This is a genomic window from Roseibium polysiphoniae (genome assembly GCF_014842925.1).
Taxonomy (GTDB): Bacteria; Pseudomonadota; Alphaproteobacteria; order Rhizobiales; family Stappiaceae; genus Roseibium; species Roseibium polysiphoniae.
Window position 1 is genome coordinate 359,760 of the sequence record NZ_JACYXJ010000002.1, and the last position, 23,177, is coordinate 382,936.

At 58.5% G+C, this 23,177-nt stretch carries 15 protein-coding genes; 9 read left to right on the forward strand and 6 right to left on the reverse strand.

What is annotated here, in order from left to right:
- Positions 1-50: 50 nt before the first annotated feature.
- Entirely contained in the window at positions 51-2,741 is a 2,691-nt protein-coding gene (locus IG617_RS05425) for an Rne/Rng family ribonuclease (protein ID WP_192108062.1), read from the reverse strand.
- Between the two features lie 673 nt (positions 2,742-3,414).
- On the opposite strand from IG617_RS05425, the gene IG617_RS05430 reads away from it, so the two are divergent.
- From IG617_RS05430 to prfB, 3 genes are all read left to right on the forward strand, one after another.
- Complete coding sequence (locus tag IG617_RS05430) at positions 3,415-4,707, forward strand: N-acetylmuramoyl-L-alanine amidase (RefSeq protein WP_192108064.1); 1,293 nt, start codon at positions 3,415-3,417, stop codon at positions 4,705-4,707.
- Positions 4,708-4,871: 164 nt separating this feature from the next.
- On the forward strand, positions 4,872-7,325 hold the full coding sequence (locus IG617_RS05435) for a penicillin-binding protein 1A (protein WP_192108066.1): 2,454 nt from the start codon (positions 4,872-4,874) through the stop codon (positions 7,323-7,325).
- Positions 7,326-7,467: 142 nt separating this feature from the next.
- Positions 7,468-8,599 (forward strand): peptide chain release factor 2 gene (prfB, locus tag IG617_RS05440; protein ID WP_192108068.1). Its coding sequence is split into 2 segments (ribosomal slippage): positions 7,468-7,536 and positions 7,538-8,599, totalling 1,131 coding nucleotides; the frame shifts between segments, so codons are not numbered across the junction.
- Between the two features lie 72 nt (positions 8,600-8,671).
- On the opposite strand, the gene IG617_RS05445 is transcribed toward prfB, so the two are convergent.
- Positions 8,672-9,853, reverse strand: a complete 1,182-nt coding sequence (locus IG617_RS05445) for a peptidoglycan DD-metalloendopeptidase family protein (protein WP_192108070.1) — start codon at positions 9,851-9,853, stop codon at positions 8,672-8,674.
- 440 nt (positions 9,854-10,293) lie between these two features.
- Positions 10,294-10,761, reverse strand: a complete 468-nt coding sequence (locus tag IG617_RS05450) for a peroxiredoxin (protein WP_192108072.1) — start codon at positions 10,759-10,761, stop codon at positions 10,294-10,296.
- 216 nt (positions 10,762-10,977) lie between these two features.
- Between IG617_RS05450 and IG617_RS05455 the strand changes: the two genes are divergently transcribed.
- Complete coding sequence (locus tag IG617_RS05455; protein WP_192108074.1) at positions 10,978-14,271, forward strand: AsmA-like C-terminal domain-containing protein; 3,294 nt, start codon at positions 10,978-10,980, stop codon at positions 14,269-14,271.
- Positions 14,272-14,324: 53 nt separating this feature from the next.
- Here IG617_RS05455 and tyrS read toward each other — a convergent pair whose 3' ends face one another.
- The gene (gene tyrS, locus IG617_RS05460; protein WP_192108076.1) at positions 14,325-15,578 is read right to left on the reverse strand and encodes a tyrosine--tRNA ligase; all 1,254 of its coding nucleotides are present in this window, start codon (positions 15,576-15,578) and stop codon (positions 14,325-14,327) included.
- A 250-nt stretch (positions 15,579-15,828) separates the two neighbouring features.
- Between tyrS and phnC the strand changes: the two genes are divergently transcribed.
- The 4 genes from phnC (at position 15,829) to IG617_RS05480 (ending at position 19,248) form a co-directional block, all read left to right on the forward strand.
- Positions 15,829-16,653 (forward strand): phosphonate ABC transporter ATP-binding protein, encoded by an 825-nt coding sequence (gene phnC / locus IG617_RS05465; RefSeq protein ID WP_192108078.1) that lies wholly within the window; start codon positions 15,829-15,831, stop codon positions 16,651-16,653.
- A 25-nt stretch (positions 16,654-16,678) separates the two neighbouring features.
- On the forward strand, positions 16,679-17,686 hold the full coding sequence (gene phnD / locus IG617_RS05470) for a phosphonate ABC transporter substrate-binding protein (protein ID WP_192108080.1): 1,008 nt from the start codon (positions 16,679-16,681) through the stop codon (positions 17,684-17,686).
- A gap of 76 nt (positions 17,687-17,762) precedes the next feature.
- Entirely contained in the window at positions 17,763-18,686 is a 924-nt protein-coding gene (gene phnE, locus IG617_RS05475) for a phosphonate ABC transporter, permease protein PhnE (protein ID WP_192108082.1), read from the forward strand.
- A gap of 73 nt (positions 18,687-18,759) precedes the next feature.
- Positions 18,760-19,248 carry a P-loop nucleotide/nucleoside kinase family protein gene (locus tag IG617_RS05480; protein ID WP_192108084.1) on the forward strand — a complete coding sequence of 163 codons (489 nt, stop codon included), beginning with the start codon at positions 18,760-18,762 and terminating at the stop codon, positions 19,246-19,248.
- 114 nt (positions 19,249-19,362) lie between these two features.
- Here IG617_RS05480 and glnA read toward each other — a convergent pair whose 3' ends face one another.
- Together glnA and IG617_RS05490 are read right to left on the reverse strand one after the other, a co-directional pair.
- Entirely contained in the window at positions 19,363-20,772 is a 1,410-nt protein-coding gene (gene glnA, locus IG617_RS05485) for a type I glutamate--ammonia ligase (RefSeq protein WP_192108086.1), read from the reverse strand.
- 126 nt (positions 20,773-20,898) lie between these two features.
- On the reverse strand, positions 20,899-21,237 hold the full coding sequence (locus IG617_RS05490) for a P-II family nitrogen regulator (RefSeq protein WP_153768889.1): 339 nt from the start codon (positions 21,235-21,237) through the stop codon (positions 20,899-20,901).
- 381 nt (positions 21,238-21,618) lie between these two features.
- Between IG617_RS05490 and IG617_RS05495 the strand changes: the two genes are divergently transcribed.
- On the forward strand, positions 21,619-23,133 hold the full coding sequence (locus IG617_RS05495; protein ID WP_254170443.1) for an NAD(P)H-hydrate dehydratase: 1,515 nt from the start codon (positions 21,619-21,621) through the stop codon (positions 23,131-23,133).
- Positions 23,134-23,177: the final 44 nt, after the last annotated feature.

Below are 23,177 nucleotides of genomic sequence, written 5' to 3' on the forward strand. Positions count from 1 at the left end.
ACAAAAAAGGCGGCCTTGCGGGCCGCCTTTTTCCGTTCAGGTTTCTTCTCTTAGAAGAAGGACCGGCGTTGCCACCATCCGCCGCGTTTCGGCTTGGTCTCGGCTTCGCTTTCGGATGCACGTTCGCTCGTCACCACAGGCGCGACAGGTTCGTTTGACGGTGTCGGTGTCGAGATCTCGATCTTTTCGACAGCTGTCTCTTCCGGTTCCTGTTCGGCTGGTTCAGCTTCCTCTGTCACAGCGGTAGACGCTTCAACAGGCTCGGCTACGGCTTTGTCCTGGCTTGCAGCTTGCTCTTCGGAAGGTGCTTCCTGAGCTTCGACGGCCGGTTCAGCTTCCTTGGCGACAGCAACCACATCCTCGGACGAGCTTTCTGCCGAATCTACCGGAGCTGCAGGGGCTTCACCCTCGACTGCGTCTGCGCCAGTCGACTCAGTCTGCTCGCCTTCTGCAGTCGGGATCGGCTCGCCGTTTTCGTCAAGCTGGCCATTCTCGTCGCCATTGCGCCGTCCGCGGCGTCCACCACGGCGTCCCCGACGACGTTTGCGGCGTGGCTCATCGCTGCCTTCGGCGCGTTGAGCGTCATCACCCTCATCACCAGCTTCTGCATCACCCTCAGATGCAGTCTCATCACCAGAATTGGCGCGCGCCTCTGAGGCGTCATTCGAGCCGTTTTCGGCTCCACCCCGGCGGCGTTTGCGGCGGCGGCGGCGCTTGCGATCGCGGTCTCCGTCCTCGGACTGTTCGCGCGCTTCGACCTCTTCCTCTTCTTCGACTTCCGGTTCAACGATGTCGTCTTCGAGGTCGATGGTGTCGGGCTGAACGGTCGGAATGACCGGTTGTGGAATGCGGTCGCGGTCAACCGGATCTGCCCGCTCAAGCACGTAGAGCTGCCCATTGACCATAGAATCCGCCTGAACCTCTACATCAACGGCAAAGCGTGCCTCAAGGTCGGAGAGGTTCCGGCGCTTTTGGTTGAGGATGTAAAGGGCGACTTCCGCCGTCGTGCGGATGATCAGATTGTGCGTCGCGCCCTTGAGCAGATTGTCTTCGAGCGAACGAAGGACATGCAGGGCAACCGATTCCACCGACCGGATCATGCCCGTGCCGTGGCAATGCGGGCAGGGCGTCGTGGAGCTTTCCAAGACGCCTGTGCGAATGCGCTGCCGCGACATTTCGAGAAGCCCGAAGTGCGAAATCCGTCCGACCTGAATGCGGGCGCGGTCGTTCTTCAGGCAATCCTTCAGTTTCCGTTCGACAGCCCGGTTGTTCTTGTTCTCCTCCATGTCGATGAAGTCGATAACAACAAGACCGGCAAGGTCGCGCAGCCGCAGCTGCCGGGTGACTTCCTCGGCGGCCTCAAGGTTGGTCTGAAGCGCGGTGTCCTCGATGTTGTGTTCGCGCGTGGACTTGCCCGAGTTCACGTCGATCGAGACCAGGGCTTCCGTCTGGTTGATGACAATGTAGCCGCCGGATTTCAACGTCACCTGCGGTGAGAACATCGCATCCAGCTGCGGCTCGACACCGTAGCGGATGAACACGGGCGAGGGGTCGCGATAGGGCTGAACATTCTTGGCATGGCTCGGCATGAGCATGCGCATGAAGTCCTTCGCCTCGCGGTAGCTGTCTTCGCCTGCAACAAGGACCTCGTCAATGTCCTTGTTGTAGAGATCGCGTATCGAGCGCTTGATCAAGCTGCCTTCCTCGTAGACGAGGCTTGGCGCCGTCGACCTCAAGGTCAAGTCGCGGACGTTTTCCCAAAGGCGCATCAGGTATTCGAAATCGCGCTTGATTTCGGCCTTGGTGCGGCTGGCCCCTGCGGTGCGCAGGATCACGCCCATGCCTTCAGGCACTTCCAGTTCGGAGGCGATCTTCTTGAGGCGCTTGCGGTCAGTCGGCTGCGTGATCTTGCGGCTGATACCGCCACCACGAGCCGTGTTCGGCATGAGAACCGAGTAGCGGCCGGCAAGCGACAGGTAGGTCGTCAGGGCAGCGCCCTTGTTGCCGCGTTCTTCCTTGACCACCTGGACGAGGATCACCTGGCGGCGCTTGATGACTTCCTGGATCTTGTACTGACGGCGCGACTGGCGGCGAACCGGGACTTCCTCCATAGCGTCTTCCGCGCCGACGGATTCTACCTGGTCTTCGTCGCTCTCGTCGTCGCTGGCGTCATTGTCGCTGTTGACATCGTGATCCGCGTCGCCATCGGACTCTGAAGCATCCGCTTCGCCCTGAGCTGCGGCGGCCTCGTCGCCCTGATTGGCGTCCTGACCGTCCTCGGACTTGCTGTCCTCGGGCGTTTCGGATGCCGCATCTGCAGACGGTTGGGTATCGCCGTCACCGTCTTCAACCGGTGCGGAAACAGTCTCGTCGGATGCGTTTGCCGCGGCCTTGGAACGGCGGCGCGGCCGGCGCTTGGGCTTTTCTTCCGTATCGTCGTCGCCATTCCCGGCCTCGGACGCTTCCGCATCCAGCAGGGCCTGACGGTCGGCAACGGGGATCTGATAATAGTCCGGGTGAATTTCACTGAACGCAAGGAACCCGTGCCGGTTGCCGCCGTATTCCACGAAGGCCGCCTGCAGCGAAGGTTCTACTCTTGTCACTTTCGCGAGATAAATATTACCGCGTAATTGCTTTCTGTTAGCTGCTTCGAAGTCGAATTCTTCAACTCGATTGCCGCGTACGACGACGACCCGGGTTTCTTCCGGGTGGGCCGCATCGATCAGCATCTTGTTTGCCATTGATGAGTATCTCCACGGCACGCGTTCTTAAGGCGCTTATATCGCGCGGATCGCCCGAAGCGATCACGGTTGCCGTATTATGGGTGTCAAAGTGAATGAAGCGGGAAACGGCGTTTGGCGCGGTATCGCAAAGCATACCAGCGGCCGCCAAGGCGGGGCCTGCTTGTATGTTGTTTGCCAATTGCATCGCGCGATCCTTCGGGGGCACGCCGGCCCGTGTGTTGAGTCGTTGTTACGTTGCATGGGGAGCGAATCACGGTAATAGCCCGTGCTGATCCGCATCCATGTGTTTCGGACTGGCGTTGATCCGTGCCCCACGATCACCCGAACTGAATGTCATGACGAGTGCGTTGGCAGGACGTTGCCGGGCCTGACCTATAGCCGATCCGCCGCTGTATCCGGGCAATTGTCGCAGGGGAATGGCCTCATTTTGGCCCCTGTCGATGCCTTCGAATACGATCACATGTGGAAAGACCAAGCTTTCCAGCATCGGGGATGGTATCGGTTTCAGACCGAAATCCGTAAGGTACTTTTACGATCCATGATGTCCTTTTGCAAGCAATGTGAATTCTTCGAAGTGGTTTTGGGTTCATATTGGTTGCGTAGGGGCATGAACGGGCAAGATATGCAAAGGCTGGCATCGCAAGGTTAAATGGCGGATTACGGGCTTAAAATGGGTGCATGGTGGCGGAAATTCAATTTCCTGGCGAAGCTGTCCCGGTTGGGGCTGGCTGCCCTTTTCGTGTCGATTTCCCTCTTCGCGGGCGGAATCGGCGCTGCCAATGCCCAAAGCAATGCCGCTGAAAACAAAGATGATTTGCCTTCAATCACTGGCGCCAGGGTTGCCGGCGACAGTGTTCGCACCCGATTCGTTCTTGATCTCGATCGGCAGTTCGACGTTGCAATCTCCGGCCTTGCGGATCCCTACAGATTGATTCTCGATTTGCCGGAAGTTCATTTTGCGTTGCCTGACGAGGCCGGCCGTGAGGCACGGGGCCTGGTTGATGCATGGCGATACGGCCTCTTTGCTGCGGGCAAATCCCGAATTGTCATGGACGTCAATGAACCTGTGACCATCGACAAGACCTTTGTGCTGCCTGCAGTCGATGATCAGCCCGCCCGCATGGTCATCGATTTGGTGAAGACGACACGGGACGATTTCCTCGAGTTCGCAAAGGTTTCGCGGGAAAAATTGCGAAAGGGCAAGGTGGCGCCCAAGGGCGACCGTTTGACGGGGGCAGGGGCGCCACGTGACCGGCCGGTCATCGTGCTGGACCCTGGACATGGTGGCATCGACACCGGAGCCAAGGGCATCGGCGGAACGCTTGAAAAAGCCGTGGTGATGGACTTTTCGAGCATCTTGAAGCGCAAGCTCGAGCAGACCGGGCGCTATTCGGTGCATCTGACGCGGGAGAGCGACACATTTGTGCCGCTGGCGGACAGGGTTCAGTTTGGACACGATCTTGAGGCGGACCTGTTTTTGTCCATTCATGCCGATTCGGTTACCCGAGGCCGTAAGGTCGTGCGCGGGGCAACTGTCTATACCCTCTCGGAGAAGGCGTCGGATGATCTCGCCGGAGAGCTCGCGGAGACCGCGAACAACTCCGACATCATTGCCGGTGTGGAGCTGCACGATGAGCCGGCGGAAGTCACCGACATCCTGATTGATCTGGCGAGGCGCGAAACCCGCAATTTCTCGGTTTTTTTTGCCAGGACCCTCGTGTCCGAGCTGAAAAGCGCGGTCAGACTGATCAACAACCCGCATCGTTCTGCAGGCTTTCGCGTTTTGAAGGCGCATGATGTGCCCTCAGTACTGGTGGAGCTCGGATATCTTTCCAACGAGCATGACGAGAAGTTGCTGGTGTCCGACGAGTGGCGCGAGCGCATGGCCACTGCAATGGTCGAATCCATTGATGGCTTCTTCAGGCCGAGGCTCGCTCAAGACAAAAGCAGCGCCAGCCAATAGCTGCCGTGAGCCTGTGATCGAACCTGCCTCAGCATCGCCATATTGGTACAGGAGGTAAGGCGCATGTATATTAAAGAAAACCGTTGTTGTGCCGGTGCCTTCGTGAAAGGTGTTGTGATAGAACGCGCGCAACCACAATGGCCGGTGAAAGACGAGCCCGCAGTATGAAATTCCTTGTGAAGTTTTTTGGCTATCTGTTCGGCATTGGAGCCGCCGTCGGGCTGGTGATCGCTGCTGGCGTGTGGATCTATCTGGAACGGCTGAATGAGGGCCTGCCGGATTACACCGCGCTCAAGAACTACGAGCCGCCGGTGATGACCCGCGTGCATGCCGCTGACGGTAGCCTTATGGCCGAGTACGCGCGCCAAAGGCGCATGTTCCTGCCAATCCAGGCCATGCCGGATATGTTGAAGCAGGCGTATCTGTCCGCGGAAGACAAGAATTTCTACAAACACATCGGTGTTGACCCCGAGGGTATCGCACGTGCCGTGGTTCGCTATGCGCAGAACATTGGCACTGGCCGGCGTCCGGAAGGGGCGTCGACCATCACCCAGCAGGTCGCGAAGAACTTCCTTCTGACAAATGAAGTGTCTTTCGAGCGCAAGATCAAGGAAGCGATTCTCGCGCTGCGGATCGAGCAGGCCTACACCAAGGACGAGATCCTCGAACTCTATCTCAACGAGATTTACCTCGGGATCGGCTCTTATGGTGTGGCCGCTGCCTCGCTGCTGTATTTTGACAAGTCCGTCCACGAGCTGAGCCTCGAGGAGATGGCTTATCTCGCAGCTCTTCCCAAAGCGCCCAACAACTATCACCCTTTCCGCCAGCGTGAGCGCGCGATCGCGCGCCGCAACTGGGTTATCGACCGGATGGTTGAGAATGGCTATGTCGAGTTTGAAGTTGGCGAAGAGGCCAAGGCCAAACCCCTGACCGTTACGCCGCGCGAAACCGGGTCACAGCTTTTTGCGGCCGAGTATTTCACTGAGGAAGTCCGCCGGGAGGTTGCTTCGATCTACGGCGAGAACCGGCTCTACGAAGGTGGACTTTCCGTTCGCTCGACCCTCGATCCCAAACTCCAGGTTTTGGCCCGCAAGGCCCTTCAAGATGGCTTGATGAGCTTTGACCGCAAACGGGGCAGCTGGGGCGGACCGGTAGACAAGATTGCGATCAACGGCGACTGGGGCGTTGAACTCGGTCAGATCGAGGCGCTCGCAGATATTCCCGAATGGCGTCTGGCAGTTGTCCTTGGCGGAGCGGGGGCGGCGGCGAATGTCGGCCTGCAGCCTTCAAAGCTGGTCAATGGCAAGCTGTCCGACGAGCGCGTCACCGGCAAGCTGTTCCTCGAGACCATGAAGTGGGCCCGTGTTTCCGGCCGGGAACCGCGCGCCGTTGAAGACGTTCTGGCTCCCGGGGATGTGGTCTATGTTCAGGAAAGCCCGGTCGCGCCGGGCAGCTATGAGCTGCGGCAGGTGCCCAAGGTGTCCGGCGCGCTGGTTGCCATGGATCCCTATACCGGTCGCGTGCTGGCCATGGTCGGTGGCTTCAGCTTTGCGCAGAGCGAGTTCAACCGCGCCACGCAGGCCTATCGGCAACCCGGGTCGTCATTCAAGCCGTTCCTCTACGCAGCAGCCCTCGACAATGGCTATACGCCGTCGTCCGTGGTCATGGATGCGCCGCTGGAAATCAGCCAGGGGCCGGGACTTGGGACGTGGAGGCCGCAGAATTACGGCGGCAAGTTCTACGGCCCGTCGACCCTGCGCACGGGGATCGAACTCTCGCGGAACGTCATGACCGTGCGCCTGGCCCAGGACATGGGGATGCCGCTCGTTGCCGAATATTCCAAACGCTTCGGTATCTACGACAATATGCTGCCGGTTCTCTCGATGTCTCTCGGGGCGGGGGAAACCACGGTTATGCGCATGACTGCCGCCTATGCCACGATCGCCAATGGTGGCCGGAAAATCCGCCCGACCTTGATCGACAGGATCCAGGACCGCTATGGACGCACGATCTTCAAGCATGACAGCCGGATTTGTGACGGCTGTACGCAAGATGACTGGGCCGGCCAGGAAGAGCCGACGCTGATCGATGATCGCGAGCAGATTCTTGATCCGATGACTGCCTATCAGATCACATCGATGATGGAAGGCGTCGTCCAGCGCGGAACGGCAACCAGCGTCCGCGCTGTCGGCCGCCCGGTCGCCGGCAAGACCGGTACGACCAACGATGAAAAAGACGCATGGTTCATGGGCTACACGCCCGATCTGGCCGTTGGCGTGTTCGTTGGCTATGACACGCCCAAGCCCATGGGCCGTGGCGCGACCGGTGGTCAGGTTGCCGCTCCGATCTTCACGGAGTTCGTCAAGGCGGCTCTCGATGCGAAGCCGCCCGTCGAATTCCGGGTTCCCAAGGGGCTGCAGCTCATTCCGATCAACCGCCGTACCGGGCTTCGTGCCGCTGCAGGCACTCCAGGAACAATCCTGGAGGCGTTCAAGCCCGGTATGGCGCCGCCCGACAGCTACTCGGTCATCGGATTTCAAGACGACATGGGTGTTCCGCGGACGGTATCTCCGGAAGCCGGACAGGCTGTTCTGAGCGGCACGGGCGGTCTCTACTAGCCTTCAAGATGGTCGCATTCTGAGCTGTTTACAGCCGAAGCCGTGATCGCTAATGTCCGGCACCACATTGTTGCCCGGTTCTGTCGTCCGATCTGATCGGCATGGAGCCGGGCTTCTTTCACTTAATCAAGCGAGGTATCCGATGCGCGCCGAAATGGAAGCCATCGTCGATGAAATCAAGCAGGCCATAAGCCTGCTGAGGAGGCATCTTTGACTGGGATCAAGCCCTTGTCCGTCTAGATGAACTCAATGCTGCCTCGGAGGATCCCGAACTCTGGAATGATCCGACGAAGGCGCAAAAAATGATGCGCGAGCGTCAGCAGCTTGACGACGGCATCAATGGTGTCCGCGGTCTCGAGCAGGACCTTGCCGACAATATCGAATTGATCGAACTCGGCGAGATGGAAGATGATCAATCAGTCATTGATGATGCGGAAGAGGCGCTTCGCGGCCTGAAGGATAAGGTCAACGAGCTGCAGCTGAACTCGCTCCTGTCTGGTGAGGCCGATGCCAATGATACCTATCTGGAGATCAACTCCGGGGCAGGGGGCACGGAGAGCCAGGACTGGGCTTCCATGCTTTTGCGCATGTATCGTCGCTGGGCCGAAAAGCGCGGCTTCAAGGTCGAGGTGCTCGAGTACCATGACGGTGAAGAAGCCGGCATCAAGTCCGCGACCTTGCTGATCAAGGGTGAGAATGCCTATGGCTGGCTGAAGACCGAATCCGGTGTGCACCGGCTCGTCCGGATTTCTCCCTACGACAGCCAGGCACGGCGGCACACGAGCTTTTCAAGCGCCTGGGTCTATCCGGTCATCGATGATTCGATCGACATCGACATCAATGAGAGCGATTGCCGGATCGACACCTACCGTGCCTCGGGTGCCGGCGGACAGCACGTCAACACGACTGATTCCGCCGTTCGTATCACCCACCAGCCCACCGGGATTGTTGTGCAGTGCCAGTCCGAGCGTTCGCAGCACAAGAACAGGGCAACGGCCTGGTCGATGCTGAAGGCGCGCCTTTATGAGGCTGAACTCAAGAAGCGTGAGGAAGCGGCCAACCAGGAGCAGGCGTCGAAGACTGACATTGGATGGGGGCATCAGATCCGTTCTTACGTCCTGCAGCCCTATCAGCTGGTCAAGGACCTTCGAACAGGTGTCGAGAGCACCTCACCCCAGGACGTGCTTGACGGCGATCTGGACAAGTTCATGGAGGCCTCACTGGCCCAGCGTGTCTTCGGTGGGGAAGCCGCTGAAGTTGAAGATATCGACTGATTTCGTGAAAGACGCCGACAAACAAAAAGCGCCGCTATCCAGCGGCGCTTTTTTCGTTTCAGATTATTTGGATCAGCTGTCGATCAGCTTCGAGAGCCGATCACCGGCTGTCACGAAAGCGGCTGGGTCGAGAGGTTCTTTTCCCATGCGGATTTCATAATGCAGATGCGGACCGGTAGAGCGTCCGGTTGACCCGACATTGCCGATCACGTCGCCGGTCGTCACATGGTCGCCTTTGGACACATGCATGCGGCTCAGGTGGGCATAACGGCTGACAAAGCCGTTGGCATGGCGGATTTCCACGAGTTTGCCGTAGCCGCCCTTGCGATCGGCATGAACGACCGTTCCCGGGGCCGACGAATAGACGCGTGCGCCGTAGGATGCCTTGAAATCCATTCCCGTATGCATGGCGAACTTGCCCAGAAATGGGTCTATGCGCGGGCCGAAATGGCTTGAAATCTTGACGTTCTGCATCGGACGGCTGATCGGCAGGCGTTTGGCCGCCGTCTTCAAACTGTCGAGAGCCACCAAGGCGCGCTCGGCGCGTTTGACGCGGCCGGTAAAGCCGCCGCCGGTGTAGGGAATATAAGGTCCGCCGATACCGCTTCGACCCGAAGCCGTTCCAGTTGGCGTCAGGTTGACGCCGAGCGGTCGCGTCGCCGCCAGGATCGTGTCGATTTGTGTTTCAGTCGCAACCGCGAGCGCATCCAGAGCAGATACGCTTTCCTGATTCATTGCCAGGATGTCCTGTTCCACCTGATCCAGAGCCGCTTGCTCGCCGGGCGTGGGGGCAAGCGGTTTCGCTGGCTCATTCGGCATGGCGCTGGACGTCCCGCGCAGGCCGAGCGCTTTCAATGGGTTTTCGAGAAGCTCCGGTTCACCACCGATCGCCAATTCAGCGTCTTCCGCCACGATCGCAAGAGGATCAGGCTCCGTCTCCGGCTTCTTCGTTGGCAGAATTTTGGACGACGCGAGCTGGATACCATTGCGCTCTGCGCGTTTCATCAAGGATGTCACGACTGCGTGGCGCTGGTTGAGCGTCTGCTGACGACGGATAAGATCGGAGACCTGAAGCTCGACGCTTTCACGATCAATCGCCTGGCGGCTGTTCAGGCGGTCGATTTCCGCTCGAAGCCTTTCGATCCGGTCCTGGTAAGCGGTCTCAATGGCCGCCTGTCGGGATTGTGCGGTCTCGAGCATGTCTCCGCGCAGAACCCAGTAACCTGCAGTTCCGACTGCGCCGATGGTCAGCACCGATATCACTGAAGCAAGGACGATCGCAGTCCTGGGGCTGAGTGCCAGCGGCCACCGGCGCTCGGGTGAACGCGCGGGCGGCTGATGCTCTGCACCTGGTAGTGCGAAACGGTGCCGATAAGGCTTATCTTGACTGAACGGGGTCAAAGGCATCACTCGATTACTGCAATCGTCTAAATCGAGGATGATTAGATATTGGTAAGGTTAACAAAGCCTGTTTTTTGAAGGCTGGCCGAAACAGTTTTTGCCGAACTACCTTGTGTTTTCAGAGATATAGGCGCACCGCAGTTTTTGCTCAGCGTGGCGTTTTTCGGCAAAAGGCCGGTCCCGGGGTGAAATTTTCGAAGTAAAGGAGATTCGCAGCGTCTCGGCGCCTAGGGTGTGGCGCTTGAGGCAGGGGCGGCAGGCCAGTGTTCGAGTCACCTGCCGCGAGGTCCTTGTCAGAGGTCTTTTGCGGCTTCCAGGACCGCTTCTGCATGCCCGGGTACCTTTACCTTGCGCCAGATCTTCGCAATCTTTCCGTCTGCGCCGATCAGGAATGTTGAGCGTTCGACGCCCATGTATTTCTTGCCATACATCGATTTTTCGACCCACACGCCATATGCATTGCAAGCGCTCTGCTCGGGGTCTGCAGCGAGCCGGACTTCAAGATCGTGCTTGGCCTTGAACTTGTCGTGCTTTGCGGCAGTGTCCGGCGAAATGCCGATGATCGTGACGCCAATTGCGCTGAAGTCAGGCATGAGGCCGGTGAAGGCGATGGCTTCTTTCGTGCAGCCCGGCGTGTCGTCCTTGGGGTAGAAGTAGACGACAACCGGTTTGCCTGAGAGCGCCGACAGTTTGATGCGTTCGCCGCCATCCGCCTCCAATTCAAAGTCGGGTGCCGCAGTTCTTGTGTCCAATTCGCTCATGTGCCTTCCTTCTGTCACACTCAACGGTTTAAAGCCTTGGCGGAATGTGCGAGACCTCCAAGTACCTTATTACTTTTGTGCCTCTTGGAGGTATCATAGGTCGCGGATCGACTCATTCAATTCCCGGTGGACGATTCCGGAGTAATAAAGAGCCTGCAGGCTAAAGGGCAGGCCATATTGTGCGGGGCCGACAGGCTACAGGTATTCAAGACGTTCATGGGCAGGCAAATCCAGGCAGACAAGGCACAGGGGCGCCGTAGCAGTTGGCCTCGCAGGATTCTTGTCGCCTCTCTTTTGCTGCTCGTTCTTGGCCTCGGTGCGATCGCATTTGCCGTTCTCAGTGGCCCGGTCCACGTTCCCATGCTGGCGCGCTTCATGGCGGAACAGGCAAGCCAGGGACCCGCAAAACTTTCCATTGTCGATGCTTCTCTCGATTTCACACATGACGATGGCATTCGTGTGGTCGTGCGTGATGCCCATTTACAGCTTGAAGGCGATGTGCCGGTAGAGATTATCCTGCCACGCGTCGAGGCGCCCATTAACGGCACGTCCCTTCTGACCGGAGAGATCAATTTCGTCTCACTGCAGCTTGATCGACCGAAGATCATTCTGGGGGTGCCCGAGAGCGAGCGGGAACTGCCGGAGATGGCGCACCTCATGGAGGCGATTGATCGGGTGGCCGATGTTGTCGACAGCGAGTTTGCGCGCCGCGATCTTGCGCGTGTCCATGTCGCCAACGGGGACCTTGAAATCACAGGGGCGCTCGCGCGCTCGTTCAACGGCATTGATGCAGAGATCACCCGGCGCGATGACCACAGGATTGACGCGACAGCTCGCGTGGCTGGCCGAGTTGGTCCTTGGGAAATTCAGTTGACGAGACGACCTGCCGACCGCGACACGGAACAAAAGCGTCTGGCGGTCCTGTTCAAGGATGTCACACTCGGTGATCTCCTCAGCCCGGAAAGCGAGTTGAAGAGTGGCAAGGGCATGGGACTGCCGCTGAGCGCCAGGTTCGACAGCCGGTTTGATGAGAACGGTGAATTCCTGTCTGCGAATCTCGTTGGGCGCATCAACGACGGATGGTTCCAGATGGGACGCACGTCTGTCCGGTTTGATGACGTTGCCCTGTCGCTGGAATGGCTGCCGGAGGTTCCCGGCATCCGGATCGGGACGTCGCACATCATCTATGGCAATACGCAGATCTACTATGATGGTCACATCCAGCCACCGCTGAAGCCAGGCGATGATTGGGACCTTAAGCTTGCGACCGAAAGGGCCCAGTTCGGGTCGTCGGATATTCCCCTTGCGCCGATTGCAATTGATACATTCCAACTGGCTGGGCGCTATGTTCCAGACGACCGAACTTTCTTTTTCGACGAGGCCGGCATGATCGCTGGCCCGGCCCAGCTCTTTGCTTCAGGCTCTGTCGAGATTCGTTCGGATGGCCCCTATCTGGCGCTTGCGCTTGAAGGGCAGGACCTGCCGATAGGGCTTACCAAGCAGGTTTGGCCGATCACGCTGGTTCCGCCGGCCCGGCGCTGGATCATTGATCGTGTTCTGGATGGGCAGGTGGATCATGTGAGCTTTCAGGGCGCGGTGCGCCCGCCGGCTTTTAATCCGGCCAATCCTGACCCAGGCTGGTCCGGTGATGATATGGGGCTGGAACTGTCGTTTTCAGACGCCGAGATTCAGCCTGTGGGCGATGTGCCGAATGTATCGGGAATTTCAGGAACGGTCTCGATTGAGAACGAGGTTCTGACGGTAGATGGTCAGGACGGTGTGTCCAACGTTGAGGGCGGCGGTACTGTCCTCATGCCCGAAGGGACCTTCAAGATCCTGCGCTTGCGCGAAAGAGACAACAAGCTTGGTGTTCTGGATATCAAACTGGACGGTGAGGCTAAGGATATCGCAGAGATCATCGACAGTGATCCTTTTCGCGTGATGCAGCGCGCCGAGGTCGAAACGGACGGTATTTCCGGTGATGGCGCCATGCGGATCGAGGCGGAATTCGGTTTGCGCAAAAAGATTGATGTTGCGGACATCATCTGGCGGGCCCAGGCAACCTCGAAGAATTTCTCCTCGAGCAAGCCGATCAAGGGTCACAAGATCGAGCGTGCGGATGTCGAGGTCGACGCCGATCAGACGCAGATCGCCATCGTAGGGAGAGGGGTCCTTGATGGACTGCCTGCGGATATCAACTTGCTCCTGCCGCTCGGCGGATCAGGGGTCCAGGCGCGCCAGGGTGTCGTTCTGGATGTCACGGCAGATCAGCTGAAGGAGCGCGGCATTGATCTGACTGCCTTTCTCAAGGGTTCCATGTTGATGACTGTTGAGGACGTGGACGGGGTCAAGGCCTTTGACGTGGATCTTACCAAGACCAGCCTTCGGCTGGACGCGCTTGGTTGGGAAAAAGCGCCGGGTGTCCCTGCGACGGCGACCTTCCGGCTTCTCGAAACAGACACGGAGCGCAGAGTTCAGGACTTTGAACTGGTTTCCGACGGTGTGGATGTCGCAGGCGCGATGGCGCTTTCGTTGGATGGTGATCTACAGAGTGCATCCTTCTCGAAGTTCCAGCTCCGCAGCGGTGATGATGCGTCTCTGACGATCACACGTGGTGGCAATGGCCGGTTCAAGATCGCGATGGCCGGTGAAGAGTTTGACGCGCGTGGCCTGATCCGGGAGGTCGGAAAACCCAAGTCCGGTGCTGGAACCTCCGACTTTTCAAAGGGTTTGGCTGTTACGGCCAATCTTGCGCGGGTGACAGGCTTCAACGGCGTTGGCATCGAGAAGTTCTCCGGTGTGATCGAGACCGATGCAGAGGGGCTGACGTCGGCAGATGTCACGGGGCTTCTGAATGGGCGGGCGCCCTTCAGTTTTGAAATTGACGATGCCACCGGTGGTTCAGGGCGCGTTGCCCAAGGTCTGTTCGAGGATTCGGGCGCGCTTTTGAGATTTCTCGACGTCTATCAGCGCATGCGAGGCGGTCGGGGGAGTTTGAATGTGGCCATGGCTGATCACACCACCTGGGATGGCACTTTCAGCGCGACCGGCCTTTCGATCACTGAGGACCCGGCTATTCGCAAGCTGACGGAGCAGAGAAATCTGCTTCAGCGAAAGCAACAGGGATCGGTGGTGGTCGCGACTGGCGGCGGCGGTGTCGGTGAGGCTTCCTTCGATACGCTTGACATTGCCTTCACGCGGTCCGGTCAGACACTTACAATCTCCAAAGGCGGGCTGAAGGGTGCCGTGATTGGTGGCACGGTTTCGGGAACCGTGGATCTTGCGTCACAGACCATGGACCTGAACGGCACCTTTGTTCCGATCTATGCGCTGAACAACATCTTCGCCAATATTCCGCTGCTCGGGTTCGCGCTTGGAGGCTCGTCCGGGGAGGGGCTGATTGGTGTCACCTACCGCCTGTCGGGTGCGCTTTCGGATCCGGTTCTTTCGGTCAATCCGATCTCGGCAATCGCGCCCGGCATTTTCCGCAAGATGTTCGAGTTTCAATAAAAAAGGCCGGTTCGCAGACCGGCCTTTGTTGTCTTCTCAGGTAGTTTTCCGGCTTAGACCGGACGAAGAAGAACGTGCTTTTTCTTGCCCAGGGACAGCTTGATCACGCCATCTTCGGTCACGTCGGCCAAGGACAGCTGACGCTTGTCATTCTGTTCGCCCTTGTCATTGATCTTCACGGCTCCGCCCTTGATGTTGCGCCGGACATCGCCGTTGGACGCACACAGGCCTGCAGTCACGAAGGCACTCAGAACACCGATGCCCGCCTCCAGCTCTGCCTGGGGAACCTCGATGCTCGGAAGTCCCTGCGCCATGGCGCCTTCTTCAAAGGCCTTGCGGGCGGTTTCTGCGGCGGCTTCTGCGGCTTCGCGACCATGGATCATCGCCGTTGCTTCGGTCGCCAGAACCTTCTTTGCCTCATTGATCTCGACACCTTCAAGGCTCGCCAGGCGGGCGATCTCATCCAGCGGGAGAATGGTGAAGAGCTTCAGGAACTTTTCAACATCTGCATCTTCGGTGTTGCGCCAATACTGCCAGTAGTCATAGGCAGATAGTTGTTCTTCATTGAGCCAAACGGCGCCAGCGGCCGTCTTGCCCATCTTTGCACCTGATGAGGTCGTGAGAAGCGGTGCAGTGAGCGCGAAGGCTTCCGCCGATTCCTTCCGGCGGATGAGATCGACACCGGACAGGATGTTTGACCACTGGTCAGAACCGCCCATCTGCAGGCGGCAACCTGTTCGCTGATAGATCTCAAGAAAATCATAGCCCTGGAGCAGCATGTAGTTGAATTCCAGGAAGGACAGGTGCTGTTCACGTTCCAGGCGCAGCTTTACGGAATCGCGCTGGATCATCTGGTTGACGGAGAAGTGGCGGCCGATGTCGCGCAGGAAGTCCATGTAGTTGAGCTTGAGCAGCCAATCCGCGTTGTCGAGCATCAAGGCGTCGGTCGGACCGTCGCCAAAGGTCAGCAGTTTTTCGAAAACCTTGCGGATGCCAGCCTTGTTTTCCTCGATCGTTTCATCGGTCAAAACCTTGCGGCTTTCGTCCTTGCCGGTCGGATCGCCAACGCGTGTTGTGCCACTGCCCATCAGGGCGATCGGCCGGTGACCGCTCTGCTGGAACCAGTAAAGCATCATGATGGTGACGAGTGAGCCGGCATGGAGGCTGGGCGCCGTGCAGTCGAAGCCAATATAGGCGGTGACGGTTTCTTTTGCGCAGAGCTCGTCCAGCCCGGTTGGGTCAGAAATCTGGTGAATGAACCCGCGTTCTGAAAGGACCTTCAGGAACTCCGACTTGAACTCGCTCATTTTGCAACTTTTCCCGTAACGGCGGGCCGACGACTGCGGCCTTGAATACATTGGCCCCGCTATATCGGATGTTGCTCCGGATTTCACGTAGGCGGGCAAAAAAAGACGGAATGCCCTTTTCGTGCCCTAATTACGCAAGATCGGCCAGCTTTCCTGCCTTTGGGCGCCGTTTCGCCGTTTGGACATATATCCTTCACTCAGCTGTCAGCGGAAATTGCTAAGTCCCCGCCCGGATTTCGAAGGGGTGGACATGAGCGCGATCGGCATTTCAGGACTATCGAAGACGTATCGCGGCGGCACGCGTGCGCTTGATCGGGTCAGCCTTACTGTTGAAGCGGGAGAGATGGTGGCTCTTATCGGCGCTTCCGGCTCCGGCAAGTCCACTCTTATTCGCCATATTTCAGGTCTTGTGCCGGCCGACAAGAATTCCGGCAGCTGCAAGATTGTCGTTGATGGCGCCATTGTCCAGGAAGGCGGCCGGATTTCCCGCAATATTGCGACTGCCCGTACCGATATCGGTGTGATTTTCCAGCAGTTCAACCTGGTGCCGCGGCTTAGTGTTCTGAACAACGTACTCGCCGGCCTACTGGGCAGAATGCCCGTTCTGCGCGGTGTGCTGGGTCTTTTCCGCAAGGAGGAGAGCCAGCTCGCGATGCAGGCGCTGGACCGGGTCGGAATTGCTCATACGGCGCGGCAGCGCGCCTCAACCCTCTCGGGCGGACAGCAGCAACGGGCTGCCATCGCCAGAACGCTGGTACAGGGCGCAAGGGTCATTCTGGCTGACGAACCGATTGCGTCACTCGACCCGGCATCGGCAAAGCGCGTGATGGGCATTCTTTCGCAAATCAACAAGGAAGACGGCATCACGGTTCTGGTGTCCCTGCACCAGGTTGAATACGCGCGGCGCTACTGCAAGCGCACGATTGCCATGCGCGACGGTCAGGTCGTCTTTGACGGTCCAAGCCGTGAGCTGACCACACAGTTCCTTCGAGACATTTACGGAGAGGCAAGCGAGGAACTCGTCTTGCCTGATGCCGACGACTTCGGGACCGAGCCAATGACGGCAACGGCCTGATACATCCCCACAGGAGATGCCTTCCATGAAACTCTTTGCACGTCTTGCTGCATCTGCAGCTGTCATGATCGGCCTTGCCACGCCGGCACTTGCTGAACGCGAAAACCCAGATGAGCTGTTCTTCGGCATTCTGTCGACGGAATCTAGCTCCGCACAGCGCGAAAAATGGGGCCCTCTGCTGGCCGCCATGCAAGCGTCCATTGGCCGTCCGGTGAAGCCTTTCTTTGCGTCTGACTATGCTGGTGTCATCGAAGCCATGCGTTTCGACAAGGTTGACGTCGTTTGGTACGGCAACAAGTCCGCCATGGTTGCCGTAGATCGGGCCGGTGCTGAGGTCTTCGCCCAGACCACCGAGTCCACAGGCGACCAGGGCTACTGGTCTGTGATGATCACGCACAAGGATTCCGGTCTTACCTACGAAGACGTCATGAAGTGCGACAAGACCCTCAACTTCGGCATCGGCGATCCAAACTCCACATCGGGCTTCCTGGTTCCGTCGACCTTCGTTTTCGCCAAGGAAGGCGTCAACCCGAAGGATTGCTTCAAGACGGTTCGCAACGCCAACCACGAAACAAACCTCATCTCGGCTGCCACAAAGCAGGTCGATGCGGCTGTTGCTTCGTCCACGGGCATGTATTCCCGCCTGAAGAATGCCAAGCCGGAACTCTTCGCCGAGCTGAAAGAAATCTGGCGCTCGCCTTTGATCGCCTCCGACCCGATGGCCTGGCGCCCGGAACTGGATAAGAAGCTCAAGGCCGACATCCTGTCCTTCTTCATGAGCTACGGCCGTCTGGGTACAGACGAGGAAGTTGCTGAAGCCCGCGAAACCCTTGCCCTGATCGACATGGGTCCGTTCGTTCCTTCTTCCAACGCACAGCTCTGGCCTTTCTACGAAATGGATCAGATCCGTCAGCGCATGTCCATCGAAGCCGACACAACCTACTCCGATGACGAGCGCACTGCGAAAATCCTCGAGATCAACACTCGCATCGAGGAAATCCGCGCTGCCGCTGCTGCACGTCCGCGCAAGTAAGCACGCTACATCGAGTTGAAACGCATGAGGGCCTGCGGGCCCTCATGCTCCTTCTGGCTGACCTACAGGATTTTCCATGACCAGCGCCCCCATGACCAGCGCAGCCGATGCGTCGCGCCTTGCCCAGTCTGACATTCCCATTCCGGGCCGTGGCCGGCAGGAGCAATTTTTCGATTTGCTCATCTGGGGCGGCCTGATCATCATGTTGATCTGGAGCTTCAGGCCGGCGGAAATGGATCGGCTCGGCGATGTTCTCACGGGCGGCGGCAATATGGCCATGCTGCTGGAGGACTTCCTGGTTCCTGACTTCCGCTACTGGCGCACCTACCTTGCGCTCATGCTCGAAACCGTGCAGATGGCGGTTTGGGGCTCCATGCTCTCGGTGCTGCTGGCTGTGCCCTTCGGTCTGCTGGCGTCCAACAACATTGCGCCGTCCTGGATCGTGTTTCCGGTCCGGCGCTTGATGGACTCCTTTCGTGCCATCAACGAACTGGTTTTCGCCCTGATTTTCGTGGCTGCGGTGGGGCTTGGTCCTTTGGCAGGTGTGCTGGCGCTGGTCATTCACACCACGGGCACGCTCGCAAAACTCTTTTCTGAAGCGGTTGAGGCAATCGACCCGCGACCGGTAGAAGGCATCAAGGCGACCGGAGCTCCGCAGATCCAGGAAGTCGTCTACGGCGTGGTGCCGCAGGTGCTGCCGCTCTGGATCTCCTATTCGCTCTACCGGTTCGAGGCCAATGTCCGCTCAGCCACGGTGCTCGGCATCGTCGGGGCAGGGGGTATCGGCATGTCCTTGTCAGAGGCATTGCGCGGCTTTGATTATTCTGCCGGTGCGGCGATCCTGCTGATCATCCTGTTGACCGTATCGCTTCTGGACATCTTTGGATCGCTTTTGCGCAAGGTGGTGATTGACGGCGAGAAGCAGTACCAGTTCGCGGCCTTCTTCCTGCTCTTGACCGTGCTCGTGATTGCCATAGAGATCGTATTGGCCGGCGGCTGATCGCTGCCGGCGGGAATTGCAAAGATGACCTCAGCGTTGGATGCTGCCTCTGGATTCGTTTTCGGGAGCAGAGATGACAGGCGGGCATTTGCATATTCTGGCGGGCAAGATTGCGTCAGGAAAATCAACGCTGGCCCATCGCCTGGCAGCTGACAAAGCGACAGTGCTGATCAGCGAGGATGAGTGGCTCGCGGCCCTCTACGGTCCGGAAATGGCGAGCATCAAGGACTATGTTCGCTGCTCAGCGCGCCTTCGCACCGTCATGGAACCGCATCTTGTAGGCCTGCTTGGTGCCGGAATGTCCGTTGTGCTCGATTTTCCGGCGAACACGCCAGAAACGCGTCGCTGGATGAAGCGAGTAATTGACGAGAGCGGCTGCAATCACACGCTTCACTATCTCGATGTGCCCGATGAGGTTTGCCGGGCACGCTTGCATGAGCGCAATGCCGCTGGGGGACACCACTTCACCGTCAGCGACGAGCAGTTTGAGGCGATCTCTCGCCATTTCGTGCCGCCGAGCGCGGGCGAGGGATTTAAGGTGCGAGCGTATTCCGTGGACTGACCAAGCCTTTAGGGCTGCCATTGGCGCGCGCGTTAGTGGTTAGAAGCGGCGAAGAAGCAAACAAAAAGGCCGGGCGATTGCCCGGCCTTTCCGCTGCCTGAAATCCGAGAAGGATTAGACGGAGTAGTACATGTCGAATTCGACCGGATGCGGCGTCATTTCGTAACGCTCGACTTCTTCCATCTTCAGTTCGATGTAGGCATCGATCTGGTCGTCATCGAACACGCCGCCGGCCTTGAGGAACTCACGGTCAGCGTCGAGGCTTTCCAGAGCTTCACGCAGGTTGCCACAAACCGTCGGGATCTCGGCCAGTTCTTCAGCCGGCAGATCGTAGAGGTTCTTGTCCATGGCTTCGCCCGGATGGATCTTGTTCTTGATACCGTCAAGGCCAGCCATCAGAAGCGCGGAGAAGCAGAGGTACGGGTTCGCCGTCGGATCCGGGAAACGGACCTCGATGCGCTTCGCCTTCGGGGAAGACGTGAACGGGATACGGCAGGAAGCCGAACGGTTACGCGAGGAGTAAGCCAGCAGAACCGGTGCTTCGTAACCTGGGACCAGACGCTTGTAGGAGTTGGTCGACGGGTTGGTGAAGGCGTTCAGCGCCTTGGCGTGCTTCAGAATGCCGCCGATGTAGTAGAGGCAGCTCTCGGAAAGGTCTGCATACTGGTTGCCTGCGAAGGTCGGCTCGCCGTCCTTCCAGATCGACTGGTGGCAGTGCATGCCGGTGCCGTTGTCGCCGAAGACCGGCTTCGGCATGAAGGTTGCGGACTTGCCGTAGGCATGTGCGACCTGATGAACGACATACTTGTAGACCTGCATGCTGTCGGCACACTTGGTCAGCGTGTCGAACTTCATGCCCAGCTCGTGCTGTGCAGACGCCACTTCGTGGTGGTGCTTTTCAGTCGGTACGCCCATTTCAGCCATGACGGACAGCATTTCGGAGCGGATGTCCTGAGCGCTGTCGATCGGCGGGACCGGGAAGTAGCCTCCCTTGGTGCGAACGCGGTGGCCGAGGTTGCCGGTTTCGTATTCGGCATCCATGTTGGTCGGCAGTTCGGTGCTGTCGAGCTTGAAGCCGGTGTTGTACGGGTCAGCTGCGAAGCGGACATCGTCGAACATGAAGAACTCGGCTTCCGGGCCGAAGTAGACGGTGTCGCCGAAACCGCCGGACTTGACGTAGGCTTCAGCCTTTTTCGCCGTCATGCGCGGATCGCGGTTGTAGGCTTCGCCGGTGATCGGGTCTACGATGTCGCAGAAGATCGCCATGGTGGTCTGGGCGAAGAAGGGATCGATATGAGCGGTTTCCGGATCCAGAACCATCATCATGTCGGACTCGTTGATGGCCTTCCAGCCAGCGATGGAAGAGCCGTCGAATGCGGTGCCTTCAGCGAACATGTCTTCATCGATGAGAGCTACGTCGAAGGTGACGTGCTGCATCTTGCCGCGCGGGTCGGTGAAGCGCAGGTCGACGAATTTTACGTCCTTTTCCTTGATTTCCTTGAGGACCTCAGAGGCGGTGGTCATACTGTCCATCCCTTAATTATCTATCATCAGTTGGGGTTCGTCCCGACCCAAGTGCCCACAGTCTTATGCTGTCAGAAGCACACACGGATCGAAATTCTTGGCCGTCGGCCGGTTGGAAAACGAGGATCAGATCGCGTCTTCGCCGGACTCACCGGTCCGGATACGCACTGCTTCCTCGATGTTGGAAACAAAAATCTTGCCGTCGCCGATGCGACCGGTCTGGGCGGCCGAGCGAATGGCCTCAACAGCCTTTTCCACCATATCGCCTGTCAGCACAATCTCGACTTTCACCTTCGGGAGAAAATCGACGACATATTCGGCGCCGCGGTAGAGTTCGGTGTGGCCTTTCTGGCGCCCAAAGCCCTTGGCTTCGGTCACAGTGATGCCCTGGAGGCCAACCTCCTGGAGAGCTTCCTTCACTTCATCCAACTTGAAGGGCTTAATGATCGCCTCGATCTTCTTCATCACCTTCGTCTCTCTCCGAATTTATTGGCCGAATTGTCTGGCTTGAAACCGCTGGGCGGTCTCCGGTTGCGAATGCACACTGCTGGATCCGAATTAGCACAAGCTGTGCCAAGTGAACTGTGGTGTAAAAATCGCCGAAAAAAGGGGCATATGCAATGCTGGCATTTCGCTGAGCGCAAAACTGGATCGCAAATTGCGATCAAAAAATAAGCAGATTGTGCACTAAATAGGCAAATTTTTGCATTTGCGCAGCTTGGCCGTAGATCTTCAACCTGAAGCTGACGATCGGGTTCTGCGTTCCTCCTGCGCGCTTTAAGCCCGTTTTTATTGCATGACAGAACTATCTTCCGGTGGCAGACAGGTTGCAAGCGGATGAAACAGATGGGTGAGATCGCAATGGCGCATGCAAGCGTGCTTTTGACGTCGGCGCAGATGGGGCAGGCCGACAACATGACCATCGCTTCGGGCACGCGGGGGATCACTCTCATGGAGAGAGCCGGCGACCATGTCGCGCGGGTGGCCTCAGAGATGTGCTCATCTCAGGGACGTATCGCAATTGTCTGTGGTCCGGGCAGCAACGGCGGCGATGGATTTGTTGCTGCGCGCCATCTGCATCAGGCCGGACATGCGGTTGATGTCCTGCTTCTGAAGGACCCAGCGGGCTTGAAGGGCGACGCGGCGATCGCTTTTGGCCAGATGGGTCTGCCAAGCCAGATCGTTGAGCCCGCTGAACTTAAAGAGAATCTGTCAGGCTGCGATCTGATCATCGATGCGCTTTTCGGGGCAGGGCTGGACCGACCCTTGGAGGGCAACGCCGCAGCATTCGCTGATACCATCAACAAAAGCGGTGTTCCGGTTCTGGCAGTCGATCTTGCGTCCGGCGTGAACGGGTCGACAGGTGAGGCGGAGGGTGCTGCCGTTCAAGCTGTGCGAAGCGTCACTTTCTTTCGATGCAAGCCGGGTCACTACCTGCTGCCCGGCCGGGATCTGTGTGGCGATGTCTCCTGTGTCGATATCGGCATCCCGGAAAGTGTCCTGCACGAAATCGGACCGCAGACTTTTGTCAATGAACCAACTCTGTGGCGGGACGCCTGGACGGTTCCAGGCAGGGCGGGGCATAAATACGATCGCGGCCACGCCGTGGTCTTCAGTGGGCCCATGTCCTCCACCGGTGCCGCGCGTCTTGCTGCGGGCGCTTGTCTCAGGGCGGGAGCCGGGCTTGTTACACTTGCCTCGCCACCCTCGGCCATGATGGTCAACGCCAGCCATCTGACGGCGGTCATGTTGAGATCGGTCGAGGGGCTTGAGGGGATCTCCGATTTGCTGGCCGACAAGCGCCTGAATTCCCTGCTGATTGGTCCTGGCTATGGCGTCAGCGATGACACATCGGAAGCTGTTTCTGTCCTTCTGAATTCCGAGTGCGCGATTGTCCTGGATGCCGATGCGCTGACGAGTCACCAAAATGCGCCTGAGGCGCTTTTCACGCAGATCAAGGGGCGTAAAGCACCTGTCGTTTTGACGCCTCACGATGGCGAATTTGTCCGACTGTTTCCCGATCTTGTTGCGCTAGACAAACTGGCACGCGCCCGCGGCGCTGCGGCACGCTCAGGGGCGATTGTCCTTTTGAAAGGCGCGGACACGGTGATTGCGAGCCCGGATGGCAGGGCGGCCATCAATTCCAATGCGCCGCCCTGGTTGGCGACGGCGGGGTCCGGCGATGTGCTTGCCGGTATCATCTGCGGGCTGCTTGCACAAAAGATGCCGGCCTTTGAAGCGGCGGCCATGGCGGCCTGGCTTCATGGGGCTGCAGGGGTTGAGGCTGGTGCCGGCCTGATTGCGGAAGACCTTGCGCCGGCTATGCGTCCGGTGATCGCTAGACTTGTGGAAAAGCCCTGATGCGAGGAGCGACCAACGCATCATTTTTCCTTGTGGTGTTTTGA

Excerpts from the sequence above, each read along its gene's own strand:
- IG617_RS05425 (WP_192108062.1), bottom strand. The coding sequence starts at position 2,741 with ATGGCAAACAAGATGCTGATCGATGCGGCCCACCCGGAAGAAACCCGG.
- IG617_RS05430 (WP_192108064.1), top strand. The coding sequence starts at position 3,415 with ATGGGTGCATGGTGGCGGAAATTCAATTTCCTGGCGAAGCTGTCCCGG.
- IG617_RS05435 (WP_192108066.1), top strand. The coding sequence starts at position 4,872 with ATGAAATTCCTTGTGAAGTTTTTTGGCTATCTGTTCGGCATTGGAGCC.
- IG617_RS05450 (WP_192108072.1), bottom strand. The coding sequence starts at position 10,761 with ATGAGCGAATTGGACACAAGAACTGCGGCACCCGACTTTGAATTGGAG.
- IG617_RS05455 (WP_192108074.1), top strand. The coding sequence starts at position 10,978 with ATGGGCAGGCAAATCCAGGCAGACAAGGCACAGGGGCGCCGTAGCAGT.
- tyrS (WP_192108076.1), bottom strand. The coding sequence starts at position 15,578 with ATGAGCGAGTTCAAGTCGGAGTTCCTGAAGGTCCTTTCAGAACGCGGG.
- phnC (WP_192108078.1), top strand. The coding sequence starts at position 15,829 with ATGAGCGCGATCGGCATTTCAGGACTATCGAAGACGTATCGCGGCGGC.
- phnD (WP_192108080.1), top strand. The coding sequence starts at position 16,679 with ATGAAACTCTTTGCACGTCTTGCTGCATCTGCAGCTGTCATGATCGGC.
- phnE (WP_192108082.1), top strand. The coding sequence starts at position 17,763 with ATGACCAGCGCCCCCATGACCAGCGCAGCCGATGCGTCGCGCCTTGCC.
- IG617_RS05480 (WP_192108084.1), top strand. The coding sequence starts at position 18,760 with ATGACAGGCGGGCATTTGCATATTCTGGCGGGCAAGATTGCGTCAGGA.
- glnA (WP_192108086.1), bottom strand. The coding sequence starts at position 20,772 with ATGACCACCGCCTCTGAGGTCCTCAAGGAAATCAAGGAAAAGGACGTA.
- IG617_RS05490 (WP_153768889.1), bottom strand. The coding sequence starts at position 21,237 with ATGAAGAAGATCGAGGCGATCATTAAGCCCTTCAAGTTGGATGAAGTG.
- IG617_RS05495 (WP_254170443.1), top strand. The coding sequence starts at position 21,619 with ATGGGTGAGATCGCAATGGCGCATGCAAGCGTGCTTTTGACGTCGGCG.